This window comes from Streptomyces sp. NPDC029956, assembly GCF_055574655.1.
This window is the reverse complement of sequence record NZ_JBVHZJ010000070.1, coordinates 16,427-34,752: the sequence shown is the minus strand read 5'-3', so window position 1 is coordinate 34,752 and position 18,326 is coordinate 16,427. Positions and strand designations below refer to the sequence as shown.

Here is an 18,326-nt window from a genome sequence, read left to right as displayed (position 1 = left end):
GATCTGACCTGGTAGCTCCACGAGCTGCAGCAGAAGGCCCCGCACCTTTCGGTGCGGGGCCTTCTCGCATGTCCGCGGCGGGTCACGGCCGCCAGCTCCACGGGTGACCGTCCGCGCCGATGCCCACCACGGTCGCCCCGTCCGCGCGCAGGTGCAGCGCCGCCGACACCGCCGGCGCCCCCGTCGTACGGGTCCGCAGCCTGCCCCCGGTCCGCATCCGCACCCGGCCGTCCGGATCCGTGCCCAGGAGCACGGTCCCCAGCGCCGCGGAGCGCGCGGCGACCACACCCCCGTAGCCGTCCAGACCGGCGTCGCCCCCGGGCCCGAGGAGTTCCCCGCCGGCCGGGCGCCGGTAGTAGAGGTCGCCGCCCGCCGACGCCACCGTGGATCCGGAGAGCGGCAGCGGCTCCGCCTGCTCGACCCCGTCCACCCAGTGCCGTACCGACTCCCGCCCCGCCGCGTGGAGGTGCACCCGGCCCGTCGCGTCGAGCGACACGGCGAGTCCGTCCTGGACCTCCGCCGCCCCGGGGAGCGTCCGCCACGGGCCCCAGGCGCCGTCCGCCGCCCGTACCCGGGTCGAGACGTTCTTGTCCGCGTTCCGTACGAAGAGATGGACCCGGCCGTCGGGCGCCGCGACGGCAACCGGCGCACCGACCCGGCGCCCCCGGTCGTCCGTGCGCTCCGGGTTCCCGAGCCCGCGCCAGGCCAGGAAGGGGCCGCCGGTGGAGCGCTGCTCCAGGAGCACCAGCTCGCGCCGGTTCCGCCCGCCGTGTCCGTCGATCGCGGAGAACCGCACCCCGAAGAGCAGCACCCGGCCGTCGCCGAGCACCGCCGAGCCGAGTGCGGGGGCGAGCGGGCCGCCGCCGAGGTCCGCCGGTTCGCTCCAGACGCCGGGCGCCGTCTCCTGCCAGCGGACCGCGCGCAGGCCGAGCACCCCGTAGGCGGCGAGGCGGCCGTCCGGCCGCTCGGCGAGCGCCGGACCCCCGGTGGGCCAGCGGTGGTGGGTGGAGCGGACCCAGCCCTTGCGGTTGGTGAGCGGCCGCTCGCCGCCGACGCCGTAGTCGCCGCAGCCCGAGGGGTTGCCGCACTCCCAGGAGGGGTCACCGCCGTACGGGACGAGGCGGGCGGCCTTCGCCCCGAGCACCTGGGGCGGGAGGTTCTTGGGCCAGTGCCGGTTGTAGTAGCCGCGGAACGCGGTCGTCGTGAACGCCGGTATCGGTTCGCCGTCCCGTACCGCGTCCGAGACCCAGCGGCTCAGCGCGGCCCAGGTGAAGGACGCGACCGCCGTGTGGTCACCGTGGTCGGAGTAGCCGGCCTGCTCCGAGTCCCGCTTGCGGGTGGCCTCGTCGCTGAGCTGGATGTCCGGGTCGGGGTCCAGGGTGTGCACGACGGTGGGCCGGTAGCGGCCGAGCAGTCCGGCGAGGACGCCGACCAGCTGGTCGTAGTCGTAGGTGTCCGAGCGGGTCACGGGCGAACCGGTCGACAGATGGGTCCGCAGTTCCAGCGCGCGGTCGTGCCAGAGGGCCGGCAGGGCCATGTAGCGCCGGTTCGTGTGCATCGGCAGGTTGAGGAAGACCAGCTCGATCCGGTTGCCGCCGTGGTCGAGGGTGTCGGTCTCCGCCCGCCGGCCGCCGGGGAGCGTGAGGACCTCGCGCCGCCAGGGAGTGAACATCGGCAGGCCGAGCGCCGCAGCGTACGACTGGCGCAGGCCCTGGTGGCGCGCCGAGGAGTAGGCGGCGCGGTCCGGGGGAGTCTCCGGCATCCCCTTGATCCGGTTCCGGCCGGTGTGCTCGCCCGCGGTCACGTACACGGAGACGAGCGGGACCCCGGCGTCGAGGAGCCGCTGGGTGTCGGGGTTCATGAAGTACAGGTCGTCGTCGGGGTGGGCGGCGACCTGCAGGAGCAGCGCGCGCCGGGTCCGGGCGGAGGCGATCGGCTTGCCGGGCGCGGGGTCGACGGTCGGCGCGGTCCTGCGCGGCGCCGGCACGGAACACCCGGCGACGGCCGAGGTGACGGCGAGGCCTGCGGCGAGAACCGCCCGCCGGCGGGGTGCTGTGGTCACGTGGGCGGTCCGTCCCCTGGGCGTTGCGGTCCCCTGTAAGACGAACGTTCGATGTCGGTGGTTGTGTGCGGACCGAACCCCGCCTGGCAGGATGCGGCCACCGGCGAGAGCTCGGCGAGAGATCGCCGTCGATCATGTCGAGGAGCGGCCGCCGGCTCCGACCAGGGAGTGACAGCACGCCGCAGGGGCGCGCGGGACGGGGAGGACGACCACGATGAAGTACGCCGCGATGATCTACGGCAACCAGGCCACGTGGGACGCCTTCCCCGCCGAGGCCTGGCCCGAGGCGATCGCCCGCCAGGAGGCGTTCAACCGGAGGTACCGCGAGAGCGGCGAGCTGATCGGCGCGTACGGACTCGCCGACGCGGCCACCGCCCAGCTCGTACGGCGTGAGGGCGGCGCCCCCGCGGTCACCGACGGCCCGTACCTGGAGACCGAGGAGTACCTGGCCGGCTTCTACCTGCTCGACTGCGACAGCCTGGAGCGGGCCCAGGAGATCGCCGCGGACATGCCCTTCGCGGACACCGGCCCCGTCGAGCTGTGGCCGATCCTGCACGAGTCCGCGGCGGACGTGTGAGCGGCTCCGCCGAGGTCGAAGGCCTGCTGCGCGTGTTCGCGCCGCAGGTCCTCGGCGCGCTCGTCCGCCGGTACGGCACCTTCGACCTCTGCGAGGACGCCGTCCAGGAGGCCCTGATCGCCGCCGCCCGGCAGTGGCCGGAGGACGGTGTCCCGGGCAACCCGCGCGGCTGGCTGGTCACCGTCGCCACCCGCAGGTTCGTCGACCTGGTGCGCGGCGAGGCCGCCCGCAGGCGCCGCGAGGACGCCGTGGCCCTGGCCACCCCGGACTCCGAACTCCTGGCGCGCGCCGCGGACGAGGCTCCCGGCAGCGACCGGGACGACTCGCTCGCCCTGCTGTTCCTCTGCTGCCACCCGGAACTGTCCCCGCCCAGCCGGATCGCGCTCACCCTGCGCGCCGTCGGCGGCCTCACCACCGCGCAGATCGCCGCCGCCTTCCTCGTACCCGAGTCGACGATGGCGCAGCGCATCAGCCGGGCCAAGCAGACGATCAGGGAGGCGGGCGGGTCGCTCGCACTCCCGCCGGGGGAGGACCGCACGGCCCGGCTCGCCGAGGTCCGGCACGTGCTCTACCTGATCTTCAACGAGGGCTATACGGCCAGCGCCGGCGAGGAGTTGACCGCGCCCGAACTGTCGACCGAGGCGATCCGGCTCGGGCGGCTGCTCCACCGGCTGCTGCCCGAGGACACCGAGACGGCCGGTCTGCTCGCGCTGATGCTGCTCACCGACGCCCGCAGGCCGGCCCGCACGGGACCGCACGGCGAACTGGTGCCGCTCGCGGAGCAGGACCGGGGGAGGTGGGACGGCCGGCTCGTCGCGGAGGGGGTCGAGCTGATCAGCCGCACGCTGCCCCGGGGCCAGGTCGGCCCGTACCAGCTGCAGGCGGCGATCGCGGCGGTGCACGACGAGGCGGAGACCGCCGGGGCGACCGACTGGCCGCAGATCCTCGCGCTGTACGAGCTCCTGGAGCGGACCGGGCCGAATCCGATGGTCACCCTCAACCGTGCGGTGGCCGTCGCGATGGTCGAGGGACCCGGGGCCGGGCTCGCGCTCCTGGACGACCTCGCGCGGGACAAGCGGCTGGCCCGGCATCACCGGCTGCTCGCCGCGCGGGCCCATCTGCTCGAACTCCTCGGCGAGAAGGAGACCGCCGCGGAGGCCTACCGGGAGGCGGCACGCCGTACGACCAGTGCCCCGGAGCGTCGTCATCTCACCGAGCGGGCACGGCGCTTGGCGTGAGGCGGAGGGGGGCGGCCGTTCCCGGCGCGTGCGCCCCGGCGCATGACCGTACGTGACGTGGGGTACAGTCTTCGCTCCCGATTGGCGGCCGGATGGCCCCGTATGGCAGACTGTCGGGGTTGCTCGGTTGAGTGCCGATGCTGCGCGCCTCCCGTCGGGAGGACCGGAAGCGAGTCCCACAGTACTCGTCGCTCCTTTTCAGGAGCGGACGTACGGGAATCTTCTGGGAAGCGTCAGCGGGGTGCCGGCCAGGCGCCCGGTGGGTGTTTTGCCCCCGGCCTGCGGTCATGGCGACCGTGCCCCCTTGGTTGGGAAATCCTCAGGGATTTCTGCGTAGAGGGAGTGCGACACGCCCGACCGCGTGGGTCGGAGATACGACAACGCTTTTCAGTAAGCGAAGCCGATCGGGTTCCAGAGCGTTACGAGACAAAGGACTACTAGTAGCCATGGCGGGACAGAAGATCCGCATCCGGCTCAAGGCCTACGACCACGAGGTCATCGACTCCTCGGCGAAGAAGATCGTCGAGACGGTGACCCGCACTGGTGCGTCGGTCGCAGGCCCGGTGCCGCTGCCCACTGAGAAGAACGTGTACTGCGTCATCAAGTCGCCGCACAAGTACAAGGACTCGCGCGAGCACTTCGAGATGCGCACGCACAAGCGCCTCATCGACATCCTCGACCCCACGCCGAAGACGGTTGACTCGCTCATGCGTCTCGACCTCCCGGCGGGCGTTGACATCGAGATCAAGCTCTGAGGGCGCGCGAGATGGCTAAGAACATCAAGGGCATCCTGGGCGAGAAGCTCGGCATGACGCAGGTCTGGGACGAGAACAACCGGATTGTCCCGGTGACCGTCGTCAAGGCCGGCCCCAATGTCGTGACCCAGGTGCGTACGAACGACGTCGACGGCTACGAGTCGGTCCAGATCGCCTTCGGCGAGATCGACCCGCGCAAGGTGAACAAGCCCCTCAAGGGTCACTTCGCCAAGGCCGACGTCACCCCGCGCCGCCACCTGGTGGAGCTCCGCACCGCTGACGCCTCCGAGTACACGCTCGGCCAGGAGATCACCGCCGAGCTCTTCGAGGCCGGCGTGAAGGTCGACGTCACCGGTAAGAGCAAGGGCAAGGGCTTCGCCGGTGTCATGAAGCGCCACAACTTCCGTGGTGGCAAGGCGTCGCACGGTGCCCACCGCGTGCACCGCAAGCCCGGTTCCATCGGTGGCTGCGCCACCCCGGGCCGTGTCTTCAAGGGTATGAAGATGGCTGGTCGCATGGGCAACGAGCGCGTGACCACCCAGAACCTGACCGTCCACGCCGTTGACGCCGAGAAGGGTCTGCTGCTCATCAAGGGCGCCGTCCCCGGCCCCAACGGTGGCCTCGTCCTGGTCCGCACCGCGGCCAAGGGGGTTTGAGGAACCGATGAGCACCATTGACATCCTTTCGCCGGCAGGCGACAAGACCGGGACCGTCGAGCTCCCCGAGGAGATCTTCGGCGCCAAGGTCAGCGTTCCGCTGATCCACCAGGTCGTCGTCGCGCAGCTGGCCGCGGCCCGTCAGGGCACGCACAAGACCAAGCGCCGTGGCGAAGTCCGTGGTGGTGGCAAGAAGCCTTACCGCCAGAAGGGCACCGGCCGCGCCCGTCAGGGTTCGACCCGCGCTCCGCAGTTCGTCGGCGGTGGCGTCGTCCACGGCCCGCAGCCGCGTGACTACTCGCAGCGGACCCCGAAGAAGATGAAGGTCGCCGCCCTCCGCGGTGCCCTCTCGGACCGGGCCACCCACTCCCGCATCCACGTCGTGACCGGCGTGGTCGAGGGTGACATCTCCACCAAGGCCGCGAAGACGCTGTTCGGCAAGATCTCGGAGCGCAAGAACCTGCTCCTGGTCGTCGAGCGCTCCGACGAGGCTGCGTGGCTGTCCGCTCGTAACCTGCCCCAGGTGCACATCCTGGAGCCGGGCCAGCTCAACACGTACGACGTGATCGTCTCCGACGACGTGGTCTTCACCAAGGCCGCCCTCGAGTCCTTCGTGTCTGGCCCCCAGACCGCTGAGACCGAAGGGAGCGACGCCTGATGACTGAGGCCGTCGTCACCAGCAAGACCTTCTCGGACCCGCGCGACATTCTCGTCAAGCCGGTCGTCTCGGAGAAGAGCTACGCACTGCTGGACGAGAACAAGTACACGTTCATCGTCGCGCCTGGCTCCAACAAGACCCAGATCAAGCAGGCCGTCGAGGCGGTCTTCTCGGTCAAGGTCACCGGGGTCAACACGATCAACCGCCAGGGCAAGCGCAAGCGCACCAAGGCCGGTTTCGGCAAGCGCAAGGACACCAAGCGCGCCATCGTGACCCTTGCCGAGGGCAACCGTATCGACATCTTCGGCGGTCCGACCGCCTAAGGGCGGTCTGGATCGTCCGGAATCGGACGAGGACTGAGAAATGGGAATCCGCAAGTACAAGCCGACTACGCCGGGCCGCCGTGGCTCCTCCGTAGCCGACTTCGTCGAGATCACGCGGTCCACGCCGGAGAAGTCGCTGGTCCGCCCCCTGCACAGCAAGGGCGGCCGTAACAACACCGGTCGTGTGACCGTCCGTCACCAGGGCGGTGGCCACAAGCGTGCCTACCGCGTGATCGACTTCCGTCGTCACGACAAGGACGGCGTGCCGGCCAAGGTCGCTCACATCGAGTACGACCCCAACCGCACCGCGCGCATCGCGCTGCTCCACTACGTGGACGGCGAGAAGCGCTACATCATCGCCCCCAAGGGTCTGACGCAGGGTGACCGCGTCGAGAACGGCCCCGGCGCTGACATCAAGCCCGGCAACAACCTGGCGCTCCGCAACATCCCGGTCGGTACCACGATCCACGCGATCGAGCTCCGTCCCGGTGGCGGCGCCAAGTTCGCGCGCTCCGCTGGTGCCTCCGTGCAGCTGCTGGCGAAGGAGGGCACGATGGCCCACCTTCGTATGCCGTCCGGTGAGATCCGTCTCGTCGACGCCCGCTGCCGCGCCACGATCGGCGAGGTCGGCAACGCCGAGCAGTCGAACATCAACTGGGGCAAGGCCGGCCGTAAGCGCTGGCTGGGCGTCCGCCCGACCGTCCGCGGTGTGGCGATGAACCCGGTTGACCACCCGCACGGTGGTGGTGAGGGTAAGACCTCCGGTGGTCGCCACCCGGTCTCCCCGTGGGGTCAGAAGGAGGGTCGTACTCGCTCGCCGAAGAAGGCTTCGAGCAAGTACATCGTCCGCCGCCGCAAGACGAACAAGAAGCGCTAGGAGCGGGTTTAGATGCCGCGCAGTCTCAAGAAGGGACCCTTCGTCGACGGACACCTCGTAAAGAAGGTGGACGTACAGAACGAAGCCGGTACCAAGAACGTCATCAAGACCTGGTCCCGTCGCTCGATGATCATCCCGGCCATGCTCGGCCACACGATCGCGGTGCACAACGGCAAGACCCACATTCCGGTGTTTGTCACCGAGTCGATGGTCGGCCACAAGCTCGGCGAGTTCTCGCCGACGCGCACCTTCCGGGGTCACGTGAAGGACGACCGGAAGTCGAAGCGCCGCTAGTAGCGGGGTGGAATGACCATGACAGACACTGGAAGGACAACCATGGAAGCCAGGGCCCAGGCGCGGTACATCCGCGTCACGCCCATGAAGGCCCGCCGAGTGGTGGACCTTATCCGTGGCATGGACGCCACGGAGGCTCAGGCGGTCCTGCGTTTCGCCCCGCAGGCCGCGAGCGTGCCGGTTGGCAAGGTGCTTGACAGCGCCATCGCCAACGCTGCACACAACTACGACCACACCGACGCCTCTTCGCTGGTCATCAGCGAGGCGTTCGTGGATGAGGGCCCGACCCTGAAGCGGTTCCGTCCGCGTGCTCAGGGCCGTGCCTACCGGATCCGTAAGCGGACCAGCCACATCACCGTGGTCGTCAGCAGCAAGGAAGGAACCCGGTAATGGGCCAGAAGGTTAACCCGCATGGGTTCCGGCTCGGCATCACCACGGACTTCAAGTCCCGCTGGTACGCCGACAAGCTGTACAAGGACTACGTCAAGGAAGACGTCGCCATCCGTCGGATGATGACGTCCGGCATGGAGCGCGCCGGCATCTCGAAGGTTGAGATCGAGCGCACCCGTGACCGCGTGCGGGTGGACATCCACACCGCGCGTCCCGGCATCGTCATCGGCCGCCGTGGCGCCGAGGCCGACCGCATCCGCGGCGACCTCGAGAAGCTCACGGGCAAGCAGGTCCAGCTGAACATCCTCGAGGTCAAGAACCCCGAGATGGACGCTCAGCTGGTTGCTCAGGCCGTTGCCGAGCAGCTCTCCTCCCGCGTCTCCTTCCGTCGTGCCATGCGTAAGAGCATGCAGGGCACGATGAAGGCCGGCGCCAAGGGCATCAAGATCCAGTGTGGCGGTCGTCTCGGCGGCGCCGAGATGTCCCGCTCGGAGTTCTACCGCGAGGGTCGTGTGCCGCTGCACACGCTCCGCGCGAACGTGGACTACGGCTTCTTCGAGGCCAAGACGACCTTCGGTCGCATTGGCGTCAAGGTCTGGATCTACAAGGGCGACGTCAAGAACATCGCCGAGGTCCGCGCCGAGAACGCTGCGGCCCGTGCGGGTAACCGCCCGGCCCGTGGCGCCGGCGCTGGCGACCGCCCGGCCGGCCGTGGTGGCCGCGGTGGCGAGCGTGGCGGCCGCGGCCGCAAGCCGCAGCAGCAGTCCGCGCCGGCTGCCGAGGCCCCCAAGGCCGACGCTCCCGCCGCCGCTGCCGCTCCGGCTGAGAGCACCGGAACGGAGGCCTGACCGAAATGCTGATCCCCCGTAGGGTCAAGCACCGCAAGCAGCACCACCCCAAGCGCTCGGGTATGAGCAAGGGTGGTACGCAGGTTGCGTTCGGCGAGTACGGCATTCAGGCCCTCACGCCGGCGTACGTGACCAACCGCCAGATCGAGGCGGCTCGTATCGCGATGACCCGCCACATCAAGCGTGGCGGCAAGGTCTGGATCAACATCTACCCGGACCGCCCGCTGACGAAGAAGCCCGCCGAGACCCGCATGGGTTCCGGTAAGGGTTCTCCGGAGTGGTGGATCGCGAACGTCAAGCCGGGTCGGGTGATGTTCGAACTGTCCTACCCGAACGAGAAGATCGCGCGCGAGGCCCTGACCCGTGCGGCCCACAAGCTGCCGATGAAGTGCAAGATCGTTAAGCGCGAAGCAGGTGAGCTGTGATGTCGGCCGGTACCAAGGCGTCCGAGCTGCGCGAGCTGGGCAACGAGGAGCTTCTCAACAAGCTCCGCGAGGCCAAGGAAGAGCTGTTCAACCTCCGCTTCCAGGCGGCGACGGGTCAGCTCGAGAACCACGGTCGGCTCAAGTCCGTCCGTAAGGACATCGCCCGGATCTACACCCTGATGCGTGAGCGCGAGCTGGGCATCGAGACGGTGGAGAACGCCTGATGAGCGAGAGCAACGTGACTGAGAAGACCGAGCGCAACGCTCGCAAGGTCCGCGAGGGCCTGGTCGTCAGCGACAAGATGGACAAGACCGTCGTCGTCGCTGTCGAGGACCGCGTCAAGCACGCGCTGTACGGCAAGGTCATCCGCCGTACGAACAAGCTCAAGGCTCATGACGAGCAGAACGCTGCCGGCATCGGCGACCGCGTCCTCCTGATGGAGACCCGGAAGCTGTCCGCCACGAAGCACTGGCGCGTCATCGAGATCCTCGAGAAGGCCAAGTAATTCTTGAAGGGGTAACCCTTCGAGTTCGTTCCGCCAGGCTCGGCCGGGGCTTCCTCGTGAAGCCCCGGCCGGGAACCGGCAGACAAATCAGGAGATAGACGTGATCCAGCAGGAGTCGCGACTGCGTGTCGCCGACAACACTGGTGCCAAGGAGATCCTTTGCATCCGTGTTCTCGGTGGCTCGGGTCGCCGCTACGCGGGCATCGGTGACGTCATCGTCGCCACCGTCAAGGACGCGATCCCCGGTGGCAACGTGAAGAAGGGTGACGTCGTCAAGGCGGTCATCGTTCGCACCGTCAAGGAGCGCCGCCGCCAGGACGGCTCGTACATCCGCTTCGACGAGAACGCCGCTGTCATTCTCAAGAACGACGGCGACCCTCGTGGCACCCGTATCTTCGGCCCGGTCGGCCGTGAGCTGCGCGAGAAGAAGTTCATGAAGATCATCTCGCTCGCGCCGGAGGTGCTGTAAGCATGAAGATCAAGAAGGGCGACCTGGTCCAGGTCATCACCGGTAAGGACAAGGGCAAGCAGGGCAAGGTCATCACGGCCTTCCCCCGTGAGAACCGCGTCCTGGTCGAGGGTGTCAACCGGGTCAAGAAGCACACCAAGGCCGGCCCGTCGCAGGCCGGTGGCATCGTCACGACCGAGGCTCCGGTCCACGTCTCCAACGTCCAGCTGGTCGTGGAGAAGGACGGCAAGAAGGTCGTCACGCGTGTCGGTTACCGCTTCGACGACGAGGGCAACAAGATCCGCGTTGCCAAGCGGACGGGTGAGGACATCTGATGGCTACCACCACTCCGCGTCTCAAGACGAAGTACCGCGAGGAGATCGCGGGCAAGCTGCGTGAGGAGTTCTCCTACGAGAACGTCATGCAGGTTCCCGGCCTCGTGAAGATCGTGGTCAACATGGGTGTCGGCGACGCCGCCCGTGACTCGAAGCTCATGGACGGTGCCGTCCGTGACCTGACCACGATCACCGGTCAGAAGCCGGCCGTCACCAAGGCCCGCAAGTCCATCGCGCAGTTCAAGCTGCGTGAGGGTCAGCCGATCGGTGCTCACGTCACCCTCCGTGGCGACCGCATGTGGGAGTTCCTGGACCGCACCCTGTCGCTCGCGCTTCCGCGCATCCGCGACTTCCGTGGTCTGTCCCCCAAGCAGTTCGACGGGCGTGGCAACTACACCTTCGGTCTCACGGAGCAGGTCATGTTCCACGAGATCGACCAGGACAAGATCGACCGTGTCCGGGGTATGGACATCACCGTGGTGACCACGGCGACCAACGACGACGAGGGCCGTGCCCTTCTGCGTCACCTCGGCTTCCCCTTCAAGGAGGCGTAAGCGAGATGGCGAAGAAGGCTCTCATCGCGAAGGCTGCTCGCAAGCCCAAGTTCGGCGTGCGTGGCTACACGCGCTGCCAGCGCTGTGGTCGTCCCCACTCCGTGTACCGCAAGTTCGGCCTGTGCCGCGTGTGCCTTCGTGAGATGGCTCACCGTGGCGAGCTGCCGGGCGTGACCAAGAGCTCCTGGTAATCCCTTCATTGGGATGACCGGAGTCTCTCGGTAAGCACTGGGTTGTCGGATGCCCATCCCTCCATGGCTTAGGCTAGGAGGGTTGGGCGTCCGCCGCCCGTACGACTTACTACGCCGTAGGTCCCCGCGCCGCACCCGTCCCGCCCCTGTGTGGGGAGAGGGATGGCGCACTGGAAACCCCGGCGAGAGAGGCCGAAGGCCAATTCATGACCATGACTGATCCGATCGCGGACATGCTGACTCGTCTGCGTAACGCGAACTCGGCATACCACGACTCCGTGACGATGCCGCACAGCAAGATCAAGTCTCACATCGCGGAAATCCTCCAGCAGGAGGGCTTCATCACGGGCTGGAAGGTCGAGGACGCCGAGGTCGGCAAGAACCTCGTCCTCGAGCTCAAGTTCGGTCCGAACCGTGAGCGCTCCATCGCGGGCATCAAGCGGATCTCGAAGCCCGGTCTCCGGGTTTACGCGAAGTCCACCAACCTGCCGAAGGTTCTCGGCGGCCTGGGCGTGGCGATCATCTCCACGTCCCACGGCCTCCTGACCGGCCAGCAGGCAGGCAAGAAGGGCGTAGGTGGGGAAGTCCTCGCCTACGTCTGGTAGTCGGGAACGGAGGAATAGCTAATGTCGCGTATTGGCAAGCTGCCTATCCAGGTTCCCGCCGGCGTGGACGTCACCATCGATGGCCGCACGGTCACGGTCAAGGGTTCCAAGGGCACCCTGAGCCACACCGTCGCCGCTCCGATCGAGATCGTTAAGGGCGAGGATGGCGTGCTCAACGTCAACCGTCCGAACGACGAGCGTCAGAACAAGGCCCTTCACGGCCTGTCCCGCACGCTGGTGGCCAACATGATCACCGGTGTGACCCAGGGTTACGTGAAGGCGCTCGAGATCAGCGGTGTCGGTTACCGCGTGGCCGCGAAGGGCTCCAACCTGGAGTTCCAGCTCGGCTACAGCCACCCGATCCTCGTCGAGGCGCCCGAGGGCATCTCGTTCAAGGTCGAGTCGCCGACCAAGTTCTCGGTCGAGGGCATCGACAAGCAGAAGGTCGGCGAGGTCGCGGCGAACATCCGCAAGCTGCGGAAGCCCGACCCGTACAAGGCCAAGGGCGTCAAGTACGCCGGCGAGGTCATCCGCCGCAAGGTCGGAAAGGCTGGTAAGTAAGCCATGGCATACGGTGTGAAGATCGCCAAGGGCGACGCTTACAAGCGTGCCGCCAAGGCGCGCCGCCACATCCGCATCCGCAAGAACGTGTCGGGTACGGCGGAGCGTCCGCGCCTCGTCGTGACGCGTTCGAACCGCGGTATCACCGCTCAGGTCATCGACGACCTCAAGGGTCACACCCTTGCGTCCGCGTCGAACCTGGACGCGTCGATCCGCGGTGGCGAGGGTGACAAGTCCGCGCAGGCCAAGCAGGTCGGAGCTCTCGTCGCCGAGCGCGCCAAGGCCGCTGGTGTCGAGGCTGTCGTGTTCGACCGTGGTGGCAACAGGTACGCCGGGCGCATTGCCGCTCTGGCTGACGCCGCCCGCGAAGCCGGGCTGAAGTTCTAAGCCCCGGTTCCGGGACTAACGGACGTAACAGAGAGAGGTAAATCCAATGGCTGGACCCCAGCGCCGCGGAAGCGGTGCCGGTGGCGGCGAGCGGCGGGACCGGAAGGGCCGCGACGGTGGCGCTGCCGCCGAGAAGACCGCGTACGTTGAGCGCGTTGTCGCGATCAACCGCGTCGCCAAGGTTGTCAAGGGTGGTCGCCGCTTCAGCTTCACCGCGCTGGTCGTGGTGGGCGACGGTGACGGCACCGTAGGTGTCGGTTACGGCAAGGCCAAGGAAGTTCCCGCGGCCATCGCCAAGGGTGTCGAGGAAGCCAAGAAGAACTTCTTCAAGGTTCCGCGCATCCAGGGCACGATCCCTCACCCGATCACGGGTGAGCGTGCCGCGGGCGTCGTGCTGCTGAAGCCGGCTTCCCCCGGTACCGGTGTTATCGCCGGTGGCCCGGTGCGCGCCGTTCTGGAGTGCGCCGGCGTTCACGACATCCTGTCGAAGTCGCTCGGCTCGTCCAACGCGATCAACATCGTGCACGCGACCGTGGCGGCCCTCAAGGGCCTGCAGCGTCCCGAGGAGATCGCGGCTCGCCGTGGTCTGCCCCTCGAGGACGTCGCCCCCGCGGCTCTGCTTCGTGCACGTGCCGGGGCGGGTGCGTAATGGCTCGCCTCAAGGTCACGCAGACGAAGTCGTACATCGGCAGCAAGCAGAACCACCGCGACACCCTGCGCTCGCTTGGCCTCAAGAAGGTCAACGACGTGGTTGTCAAGGAGGACCGCCCCGAGTTCCGCGGAATGGTTCACACCGTCCGCCACCTCGTGACGGTCGAGGAGGTTGACTGACATGGCGGAGAACAACCCGCTGAAGGCCCACAACCTCCGTCCCGCCCCCGGTGCCAAGACCGCGAAGACCCGTGTGGGCCGTGGTGAGGCGTCGAAGGGTAAGACGGCCGGTCGTGGTACCAAGGGCACCAAGGCCCGTTACCAGGTTCCGCAGCGCTTCGAGGGTGGGCAGATGCCCCTCCACATGCGTCTGCCGAAGCTCAAGGGCTTCAAGAACCCGTTCCGCACCGAGTACCAGGTCGTGAACCTGGACAAGCTCACCGCGCTCTACCCGCAGGGTGGCGAGGTCACGGTGGCCGATCTGGTCGCCAAGGGTGCGGTTCGCAAGAACCAGCTCGTCAAGGTGCTCGGCACCGGCGAGATCACCGTGGCGCTGCAGGTGACGGTCGACGCCGTCTCCGGCTCCGCCAAGGAGAAGATCGCCGCCGCCGGTGGCACCGTCACCGAGCTCGTCTAAGACGACTCGATGGCTTGAACATCCGATCGGGGATGCCTCCCAAAAGGGGCATCCCCGATTGGTCGTTCCTAGGGGGGCATGGTCGCCGGTAAGGTGGCGTGCACTGTCTAGACTCCGTGCGGTATGCCCGCACGGAATTGATGACCGATACCTATTCGTCGAACCTCAAGACCGTCACCCTTGACGCCTAGCGCGGGGGTCGCAGGAGGCACCGTGCTCACCGCGTTCGCCCGGGCGTTCAAGACGCCCGACCTGCGCAAGAAGCTGCTCTTCACGCTCGCCATCATCGTGCTGTACCGCCTCGGGGCCCACATCCCGGTCCCCGGCGTCAGCTACGAGGCCGTCCAGCAGTGTGTCAAGCAGGCCAGCGAGGGCAACAACAGCCTCTTCGGCCTGGTCAACATGTTCAGTGGCGGAGCGCTGCTGCAGATCACCATCTTCGCGCTCGGCATCATGCCGTACATCACGGCCAGCATCATCCTGCAGCTGCTGACCGTCGTGATCCCGCGTCTCGAAGCCCTCAAGAAGGAGGGTCAGTCCGGTACCGCCAAGATCACGCAGTACACCCGGTACCTGACGGTCGCCCTCGCCGTGCTGCAGGGCACCGGTCTCGTCGCCACCGCCAAGAGCGGTGCGCTCTTCAGTGGCTGCCGTGTCGCCGACCAGGTCGTGCCCGACCCGTCGATCTTCACCATCGCCACGATGGTCCTCACGATGACCGCCGGTACCTGCATCGTCATGTGGCTCGGTGAGCTCATCACGGACCGCGGCATCGGCAACGGCATGTCGATCCTGATGTTCATCTCGATCGCCGCCGGCTTCCCGGGCGCGCTGTGGGCCATCAAGGAGAGCGGCAAGCTCGCCAAGGGCTGGATCGAGTTCGGCACCGTCATCCTCATCGGCTTCGTGATGGTGGCCCTCGTGGTCTTCGTCGAGCAGGCCCAGCGCCGGATCCCGGTGCAGTACGCGAAGCGCATGATCGGCCGGCGCTCCTACGGCGGTACGTCCACGTACATCCCGCTGAAGGTGAACCAGGCGGGTGTGATTCCTGTCATCTTCGCGTCGTCGCTGCTCTACATCCCGGCCTTGATCGCGCAGTTCTCGAACTCCACCGCAGGGTGGAAGACCTGGATCGAAGCCCACTTCGTCAAGGGTGACCACCCCTACTACATCGCGACGTACTTCCTCCTGATCGTGTTCTTCGCCTTCTTCTATGTGGCGATCTCGTTCAACCCCGAGGAAGTCGCGGACAACATGAAGAAGTATGGTGGCTTCATCCCGGGTATCCGGGCTGGTCGACCTACTGCCGAGTACCTGAGCTACGTGCTCAACCGGATCACTTGGCCGGGCTCGCTGTACTTGGGTCTGATCGCTCTTGTGCCGACGATGGCGTTGGCAGGCTTCGGTGGCGCCAATGCCAACTTCCCCTTCGGTGGGACGAGCATCCTCATCATCGTGGGTGTGGGGCTGGAGACCGTGAAGCAGATCGAGAGCCAGCTCCAGCAGCGCAATTACGAAGGGTTCCTCCGCTGATGCGAATCGTCCTCGTCGGACCGCCCGGTGCCGGCAAGGGAACGCAGGCTGCGTTCCTTGCCAAGAACCTGGACATCCCGCACATCTCCACGGGCGACCTGTTCCGCGCCAACATCTCTCAGGGCACGGAGCTGGGTCTCAAGGCCAAGGCGTTCATGGACGCCGGCGACCTCGTGCCCGACGAGGTGACCATCGGGATGGCCAAGGACCGGATGGAGCAGTCGGACGCCGCCAACGGCTTCCTGCTGGACGGGTTCCCCCGCAACGTGGCTCAGGCCGAGGCTCTGGACGTGGTCCTGAAGGCCGAGGACATGCAGCTCGACGCGGTGCTGGACCTGGAGGTCCCCGAGGACGAGGTCGTGAAGCGGATCGCGGGTCGCCGCATCTGCCGCAACGACAGCGCGCACGTCTTCCACGTGGAGTACAACGCGCCGAAGAGCGAGGGCGTCTGCGACGCCTGCGGCGGTGAGCTGTACCAGCGTGCGGACGACTCCGAGGAGACGGTCCGCAAGCGCCTGGAGGTCTACCACACGCAGACCGAGCCGATCATCGACTACTACCGGGCGCAGAACCTGGTCGTGACGATCTCGGCGCTCGGCAAGGTGGACGAGGTCACGGCGAAGGCGATGGCCGCGCTCAAGAAGTAACCACGGTTCGTCCGATACGGCCGCGGTGCCCCTCAGGGGCGCCGCGGCCGTATCGTTGTTCTGTTCCCCGTACTCGATGGAAAGGCCGCGGCCACGATGGTGCAGATCAAGACCCCCGAGCAGATCGCGAAGATGCGCGAGGCGGGGCTGGTCGTCGCCGCCATTCACGCGGCGACCCGTGAGGCCGCCGTGCCGGGCGCCACGACGAAGGACCTGGACGAGGTCGCGCGGAAGGTCATCGCCGACCACGGGGCGAAGTCGAACTTCCTCGGGTACGGCGGGTTCCCCGCGACGATCTGCACCTCGGTGAACGAGGTCGTCGTCCACGGCATCCCCGACGAGAAGACCGTCCTCAAGGACGGCGACATCATCTCCATCGACGCGGGCGCGATCGTGGACGGCTGGCATGGTGACGCTGCCTTCACGGCCTTCGTGGGCACCGGGCACGCGCCCGAGCTCGTGGAGCTCTCCCGTGTCACGGAGGAGTCGATGTGGGCCGGCATCGCGGCCATGAGGCTCGGCAACCGCCTGGTCGACATCTCGAAGGCGATCGAGACGTACATCAAGCGCCAGCCGCGTCCCGCCGTCGGCGACCACAGCCTCGGCCGGTACGGGATCATCGAGGACTACGGCGGCCACGGCATCGGCACCGAGATGCACATGGACCCGCACCTGCTGAACTACGTCTCCCGCAAGCGGGGCAAGGGGCCGAAGCTGGTCCCGGGCCTGTGCCTGGCGATCGAGCCGATGGTCTCCCTGGGCACCCCGCAGACGGAGGTCCTGAAGGACGACTGGACCGTCATCACGACGGACGGCACCTGGTCCTCCCACTGGGAGCACTCGATCGCGCTGACCGAGGAGGGCCCCCTGGTCCTGACGGCGGTCGACGGAGGCAAGGCGAAGCTGGCGGAGCTGGGCGTGACGGCGGCGCCGGACCCGCTGGCGTAGCGACGGCGCCGGGGGCGGTTCGCCCGGGCGTTCGCGTTCGTTCAGGAGTAGCTTTGAGGTTTCTACGGCGTGGTGCCTTGCGTAAGGATCAGTTCGGGTGGGCAGACTTCCCGATTCGTCTTTTCCTGGGGCCTGACGTAGACTGATGCGTCGGCTCTCGTGTACCCGTGTGTCCGCATGCGGCGGCGAGAGTCGATCAAGGTAGCCGATTCGAAAGGCGAAGCGTGGCCAAGAAGCAAGGTGCCATCGAAATCGAGGGCACCGTGATCGAGTCCCTCCCGAACGCCATGTTCAAGGTGGAACTCCAGAACGGTCACAAGGTCCTCGCGCACATCTCCGGCAAGATGCGGATGCACTACATCCGAATCCTTCCGGACGACCGGGTCGTGGTGGAGCTCTCTCCGTACGACCTGACGCGTGGCCGGATCGTCTACCGGTACAAGTAGATCTTGCCCGCACCCCGCCTCCGCGCGCGGGTGATGGCACTGACCCGGAGAACCTCACACCCATGAAGGTCAAGCCGAGCGTCAAGAAGATCTGCGACAAGTGCAAGGTGATCCGCCGTCACGGCCGGGTCATGGTCATCTGCGACAACCTGCGCCACAAGCAGCGCCAGGGCTGACGCACGCCGACCGACCTGCAACTTCGCAGTTCTTCGCGCGACGCATAGCAATACGTACATACGCAGAGCCCGTCGGGCCGTGTTCTCACGGTTGACGGCACCTCCGGCGGGGGCCGGGGACCCGACCTGTACCTCATACGGCAGCCGGGAACGGTTCTGCAGCAGACCCCCGAGAACACAGGAGCCATTGAATGGCACGCGTTTCCGGTGTTGACATCCCGCGCGAAAAGCGTGTGGTGGTCGCACTCACCTACGTCTTCGGCATCGGGCGTACCCGGTCCGAGGAGATTCTCGCCGCGACCGGCGTGAACCCGTCCACCCGTGTCCGCGACCTTGCCGAGGAAGACCTCGTCAAGATCCGCGAGTACGTGGACGCCAACCTCCAGACCGAGGGTGACCTCCGTCGCGAGATCGCCGCCGACATCCGCCGCAAGGTCGAGATCGGCTGCTACCAGGGCCTGCGCCACCGTCGTGGCCTGCCCGTCCGCGGCCAGCGCACCAGCACGAACGCTCGTACCCGCAAGGGCCCGCGTCGCGCCATCGCCGGCAAGAAGAAGCCGGGCAAGAAGTAGTCCTCAGCGGACGCTTGACCAAGCGGT

30 protein-coding genes are annotated in these 18,326 nt (G+C 67.4%); 29 read left to right on the top strand and 1 reads right to left on the bottom strand.

The features are described 5' to 3' along the window. Positions 1-82: 82 nt before the first annotated feature. Positions 83-2,062: a PIG-L family deacetylase gene (locus ACZ4XX_RS35670; protein ID WP_468511979.1), complete on the bottom strand. Its 1,980-nt coding sequence runs from the start codon at positions 2,060-2,062 to the stop codon at positions 83-85. A 214-nt stretch (positions 2,063-2,276) separates the two neighbouring features. On the opposite strand from ACZ4XX_RS35670, the gene ACZ4XX_RS35665 reads away from it, so the two are divergent. From ACZ4XX_RS35665 to rpsM, 29 genes are all read left to right on the top strand, one after another. Next, a complete protein-coding gene (locus tag ACZ4XX_RS35665; protein ID WP_468511978.1) occupies positions 2,277-2,639 on the top strand; it encodes a YciI family protein in 363 nt (120 codons plus the stop codon). Continuing rightward, entirely contained in the window at positions 2,636-3,877 is a 1,242-nt protein-coding gene (locus ACZ4XX_RS35660; RefSeq protein ID WP_468511977.1) for an RNA polymerase sigma factor, read from the top strand. Before ACZ4XX_RS35665 ends, ACZ4XX_RS35660 begins: the two co-directional genes overlap by 4 nt. A gap of 446 nt (positions 3,878-4,323) precedes the next feature. Further along, positions 4,324-4,632 (top strand): 30S ribosomal protein S10, encoded by a 309-nt coding sequence (rpsJ, locus tag ACZ4XX_RS35655; protein WP_003948644.1) that lies wholly within the window; start codon positions 4,324-4,326, stop codon positions 4,630-4,632. 11 nt (positions 4,633-4,643) lie between these two features. After that, positions 4,644-5,288, top strand: coding sequence for a 50S ribosomal protein L3 (gene rplC / locus ACZ4XX_RS35650; protein ID WP_148005762.1), 645 nt, complete (start codon positions 4,644-4,646; stop codon positions 5,286-5,288). A 7-nt stretch (positions 5,289-5,295) separates the two neighbouring features. Continuing rightward, on the top strand, positions 5,296-5,946 hold the full coding sequence (rplD, locus tag ACZ4XX_RS35645; protein WP_189831625.1) for a 50S ribosomal protein L4: 651 nt from the start codon (positions 5,296-5,298) through the stop codon (positions 5,944-5,946). Further along, positions 5,946-6,269, top strand: a complete 324-nt coding sequence (gene rplW / locus ACZ4XX_RS35640; protein WP_024755407.1) for a 50S ribosomal protein L23 — start codon at positions 5,946-5,948, stop codon at positions 6,267-6,269. The genes rplD and rplW overlap by 1 nt, the downstream gene beginning before the upstream one ends. A 40-nt stretch (positions 6,270-6,309) precedes the next feature. After that, the gene (rplB, locus tag ACZ4XX_RS35635) at positions 6,310-7,146 is read left to right on the top strand and encodes a 50S ribosomal protein L2 (protein WP_055598863.1); all 837 of its coding nucleotides are present in this window, start codon (positions 6,310-6,312) and stop codon (positions 7,144-7,146) included. Positions 7,147-7,158: 12 nt separating this feature from the next. Continuing rightward, a complete protein-coding gene (gene rpsS, locus ACZ4XX_RS35630; protein ID WP_024755409.1) occupies positions 7,159-7,440 on the top strand; it encodes a 30S ribosomal protein S19 in 282 nt (93 codons plus the stop codon). 42 nt (positions 7,441-7,482) lie between these two features. Then, complete coding sequence (gene rplV, locus ACZ4XX_RS35625) at positions 7,483-7,830, top strand: 50S ribosomal protein L22 (RefSeq protein WP_056552397.1); 348 nt, start codon at positions 7,483-7,485, stop codon at positions 7,828-7,830. After that, positions 7,830-8,678, top strand: coding sequence for a 30S ribosomal protein S3 (gene rpsC / locus ACZ4XX_RS35620; protein ID WP_017239578.1), 849 nt, complete (start codon positions 7,830-7,832; stop codon positions 8,676-8,678). Before rplV ends, rpsC begins: the two co-directional genes overlap by 1 nt. 5 nt (positions 8,679-8,683) lie before the next feature. Next, positions 8,684-9,103, top strand: a complete 420-nt coding sequence (rplP, locus tag ACZ4XX_RS35615) for a 50S ribosomal protein L16 (protein WP_015035580.1) — start codon at positions 8,684-8,686, stop codon at positions 9,101-9,103. Beyond that, positions 9,103-9,327, top strand: coding sequence for a 50S ribosomal protein L29 (gene rpmC / locus ACZ4XX_RS35610; protein WP_017239580.1), 225 nt, complete (start codon positions 9,103-9,105; stop codon positions 9,325-9,327). The genes rplP and rpmC overlap by 1 nt, the downstream gene beginning before the upstream one ends. Continuing rightward, positions 9,327-9,608 (top strand): 30S ribosomal protein S17, encoded by a 282-nt coding sequence (gene rpsQ, locus ACZ4XX_RS35605; protein ID WP_015035582.1) that lies wholly within the window; start codon positions 9,327-9,329, stop codon positions 9,606-9,608. The genes rpmC and rpsQ overlap by 1 nt, the downstream gene beginning before the upstream one ends. A 100-nt stretch (positions 9,609-9,708) precedes the next feature. Then, positions 9,709-10,077, top strand: coding sequence for a 50S ribosomal protein L14 (gene rplN / locus ACZ4XX_RS35600; RefSeq protein WP_003956455.1), 369 nt, complete (start codon positions 9,709-9,711; stop codon positions 10,075-10,077). Positions 10,078-10,079: 2 nt separating this feature from the next. Beyond that, complete coding sequence (gene rplX / locus ACZ4XX_RS35595) at positions 10,080-10,391, top strand: 50S ribosomal protein L24 (protein ID WP_015035583.1); 312 nt, start codon at positions 10,080-10,082, stop codon at positions 10,389-10,391. Continuing rightward, positions 10,388-10,945, top strand: coding sequence for a 50S ribosomal protein L5 (gene rplE, locus ACZ4XX_RS35590; RefSeq protein ID WP_106975815.1), 558 nt, complete (start codon positions 10,388-10,390; stop codon positions 10,943-10,945). The genes rplX and rplE overlap by 4 nt, the downstream gene beginning before the upstream one ends. Before the next feature lie 5 nt (positions 10,946-10,950). Continuing rightward, positions 10,951-11,136: a type Z 30S ribosomal protein S14 gene (locus tag ACZ4XX_RS35585; RefSeq protein WP_003948630.1), complete on the top strand. Its 186-nt coding sequence runs from the start codon at positions 10,951-10,953 to the stop codon at positions 11,134-11,136. A 206-nt stretch (positions 11,137-11,342) separates the two neighbouring features. Then, on the top strand, positions 11,343-11,741 hold the full coding sequence (gene rpsH / locus ACZ4XX_RS35580; protein WP_015035585.1) for a 30S ribosomal protein S8: 399 nt from the start codon (positions 11,343-11,345) through the stop codon (positions 11,739-11,741). A 21-nt stretch (positions 11,742-11,762) separates the two neighbouring features. Next, the gene (gene rplF, locus ACZ4XX_RS35575) at positions 11,763-12,302 is read left to right on the top strand and encodes a 50S ribosomal protein L6 (protein ID WP_024755414.1); all 540 of its coding nucleotides are present in this window, start codon (positions 11,763-11,765) and stop codon (positions 12,300-12,302) included. A gap of 3 nt (positions 12,303-12,305) precedes the next feature. Further along, positions 12,306-12,689 (top strand): 50S ribosomal protein L18, encoded by a 384-nt coding sequence (rplR, locus tag ACZ4XX_RS35570; protein WP_015035587.1) that lies wholly within the window; start codon positions 12,306-12,308, stop codon positions 12,687-12,689. Positions 12,690-12,735: 46 nt separating this feature from the next. Beyond that, positions 12,736-13,338 (top strand): 30S ribosomal protein S5, encoded by a 603-nt coding sequence (rpsE, locus tag ACZ4XX_RS35565; protein ID WP_030214033.1) that lies wholly within the window; start codon positions 12,736-12,738, stop codon positions 13,336-13,338. Continuing rightward, positions 13,338-13,520: a 50S ribosomal protein L30 gene (gene rpmD, locus ACZ4XX_RS35560; RefSeq protein ID WP_015035589.1), complete on the top strand. Its 183-nt coding sequence runs from the start codon at positions 13,338-13,340 to the stop codon at positions 13,518-13,520. The genes rpsE and rpmD overlap by 1 nt, the downstream gene beginning before the upstream one ends. A 1-nt stretch (position 13,521) precedes the next feature. Further along, complete coding sequence (gene rplO, locus ACZ4XX_RS35555) at positions 13,522-13,977, top strand: 50S ribosomal protein L15 (protein WP_384560146.1); 456 nt, start codon at positions 13,522-13,524, stop codon at positions 13,975-13,977. Positions 13,978-14,190: 213 nt separating this feature from the next. Continuing rightward, entirely contained in the window at positions 14,191-15,510 is a 1,320-nt protein-coding gene (gene secY / locus ACZ4XX_RS35550; protein WP_073910637.1) for a preprotein translocase subunit SecY, read from the top strand. After that, entirely contained in the window at positions 15,510-16,157 is a 648-nt protein-coding gene (locus ACZ4XX_RS35545) for an adenylate kinase (RefSeq protein ID WP_468511976.1), read from the top strand. Before secY ends, ACZ4XX_RS35545 begins: the two co-directional genes overlap by 1 nt. 96 nt (positions 16,158-16,253) lie before the next feature. Further along, positions 16,254-17,105 carry a type I methionyl aminopeptidase gene (gene map / locus ACZ4XX_RS35540; RefSeq protein WP_468511975.1) on the top strand — a complete coding sequence of 284 codons (852 nt, stop codon included), beginning with the start codon at positions 16,254-16,256 and terminating at the stop codon, positions 17,103-17,105. A gap of 224 nt (positions 17,106-17,329) precedes the next feature. Continuing rightward, a complete protein-coding gene (gene infA / locus ACZ4XX_RS35535; protein ID WP_003956442.1) occupies positions 17,330-17,551 on the top strand; it encodes a translation initiation factor IF-1 in 222 nt (73 codons plus the stop codon). A gap of 62 nt (positions 17,552-17,613) precedes the next feature. Continuing rightward, positions 17,614-17,727, top strand: coding sequence for a 50S ribosomal protein L36 (gene rpmJ / locus ACZ4XX_RS35530; RefSeq protein WP_003956441.1), 114 nt, complete (start codon positions 17,614-17,616; stop codon positions 17,725-17,727). 191 nt (positions 17,728-17,918) lie between these two features. Further along, positions 17,919-18,299: a 30S ribosomal protein S13 gene (gene rpsM / locus ACZ4XX_RS35525; RefSeq protein ID WP_015035595.1), complete on the top strand. Its 381-nt coding sequence runs from the start codon at positions 17,919-17,921 to the stop codon at positions 18,297-18,299. Positions 18,300-18,326 lie beyond the last annotated feature (27 nt).

Bases quoted from the DNA above. Each gene is read 5' to 3' on its own strand.
- ACZ4XX_RS35665 (WP_468511978.1), top strand. From the start codon at position 2,277: ATGAAGTACGCCGCGATGATCTACGGCAACCAGGCCACGTGGGACGCC.
- rpsJ (WP_003948644.1), top strand. From the start codon at position 4,324: ATGGCGGGACAGAAGATCCGCATCCGGCTCAAGGCCTACGACCACGAG.
- rplC (WP_148005762.1), top strand. From the start codon at position 4,644: ATGGCTAAGAACATCAAGGGCATCCTGGGCGAGAAGCTCGGCATGACG.
- rplD (WP_189831625.1), top strand. From the start codon at position 5,296: ATGAGCACCATTGACATCCTTTCGCCGGCAGGCGACAAGACCGGGACC.
- rplW (WP_024755407.1), top strand. From the start codon at position 5,946: ATGACTGAGGCCGTCGTCACCAGCAAGACCTTCTCGGACCCGCGCGAC.
- rplB (WP_055598863.1), top strand. From the start codon at position 6,310: ATGGGAATCCGCAAGTACAAGCCGACTACGCCGGGCCGCCGTGGCTCC.
- rpsS (WP_024755409.1), top strand. From the start codon at position 7,159: ATGCCGCGCAGTCTCAAGAAGGGACCCTTCGTCGACGGACACCTCGTA.
- rplV (WP_056552397.1), top strand. From the start codon at position 7,483: ATGGAAGCCAGGGCCCAGGCGCGGTACATCCGCGTCACGCCCATGAAG.
- rpsC (WP_017239578.1), top strand. From the start codon at position 7,830: ATGGGCCAGAAGGTTAACCCGCATGGGTTCCGGCTCGGCATCACCACG.
- rplP (WP_015035580.1), top strand. From the start codon at position 8,684: ATGCTGATCCCCCGTAGGGTCAAGCACCGCAAGCAGCACCACCCCAAG.
- rpmC (WP_017239580.1), top strand. From the start codon at position 9,103: ATGTCGGCCGGTACCAAGGCGTCCGAGCTGCGCGAGCTGGGCAACGAG.
- rpsQ (WP_015035582.1), top strand. From the start codon at position 9,327: ATGAGCGAGAGCAACGTGACTGAGAAGACCGAGCGCAACGCTCGCAAG.
- rplX (WP_015035583.1), top strand. From the start codon at position 10,080: ATGAAGATCAAGAAGGGCGACCTGGTCCAGGTCATCACCGGTAAGGAC.
- ACZ4XX_RS35585 (WP_003948630.1), top strand. From the start codon at position 10,951: ATGGCGAAGAAGGCTCTCATCGCGAAGGCTGCTCGCAAGCCCAAGTTC.
- rpsH (WP_015035585.1), top strand. From the start codon at position 11,343: ATGACCATGACTGATCCGATCGCGGACATGCTGACTCGTCTGCGTAAC.
- rplF (WP_024755414.1), top strand. From the start codon at position 11,763: ATGTCGCGTATTGGCAAGCTGCCTATCCAGGTTCCCGCCGGCGTGGAC.
- rplR (WP_015035587.1), top strand. From the start codon at position 12,306: ATGGCATACGGTGTGAAGATCGCCAAGGGCGACGCTTACAAGCGTGCC.
- rpsE (WP_030214033.1), top strand. From the start codon at position 12,736: ATGGCTGGACCCCAGCGCCGCGGAAGCGGTGCCGGTGGCGGCGAGCGG.
- rpmD (WP_015035589.1), top strand. From the start codon at position 13,338: ATGGCTCGCCTCAAGGTCACGCAGACGAAGTCGTACATCGGCAGCAAG.
- rplO (WP_384560146.1), top strand. From the start codon at position 13,522: ATGGCGGAGAACAACCCGCTGAAGGCCCACAACCTCCGTCCCGCCCCC.
- ACZ4XX_RS35545 (WP_468511976.1), top strand. From the start codon at position 15,510: ATGCGAATCGTCCTCGTCGGACCGCCCGGTGCCGGCAAGGGAACGCAG.
- map (WP_468511975.1), top strand. From the start codon at position 16,254: ATGGTGCAGATCAAGACCCCCGAGCAGATCGCGAAGATGCGCGAGGCG.
- rpmJ (WP_003956441.1), top strand. From the start codon at position 17,614: ATGAAGGTCAAGCCGAGCGTCAAGAAGATCTGCGACAAGTGCAAGGTG.
- rpsM (WP_015035595.1), top strand. From the start codon at position 17,919: ATGGCACGCGTTTCCGGTGTTGACATCCCGCGCGAAAAGCGTGTGGTG.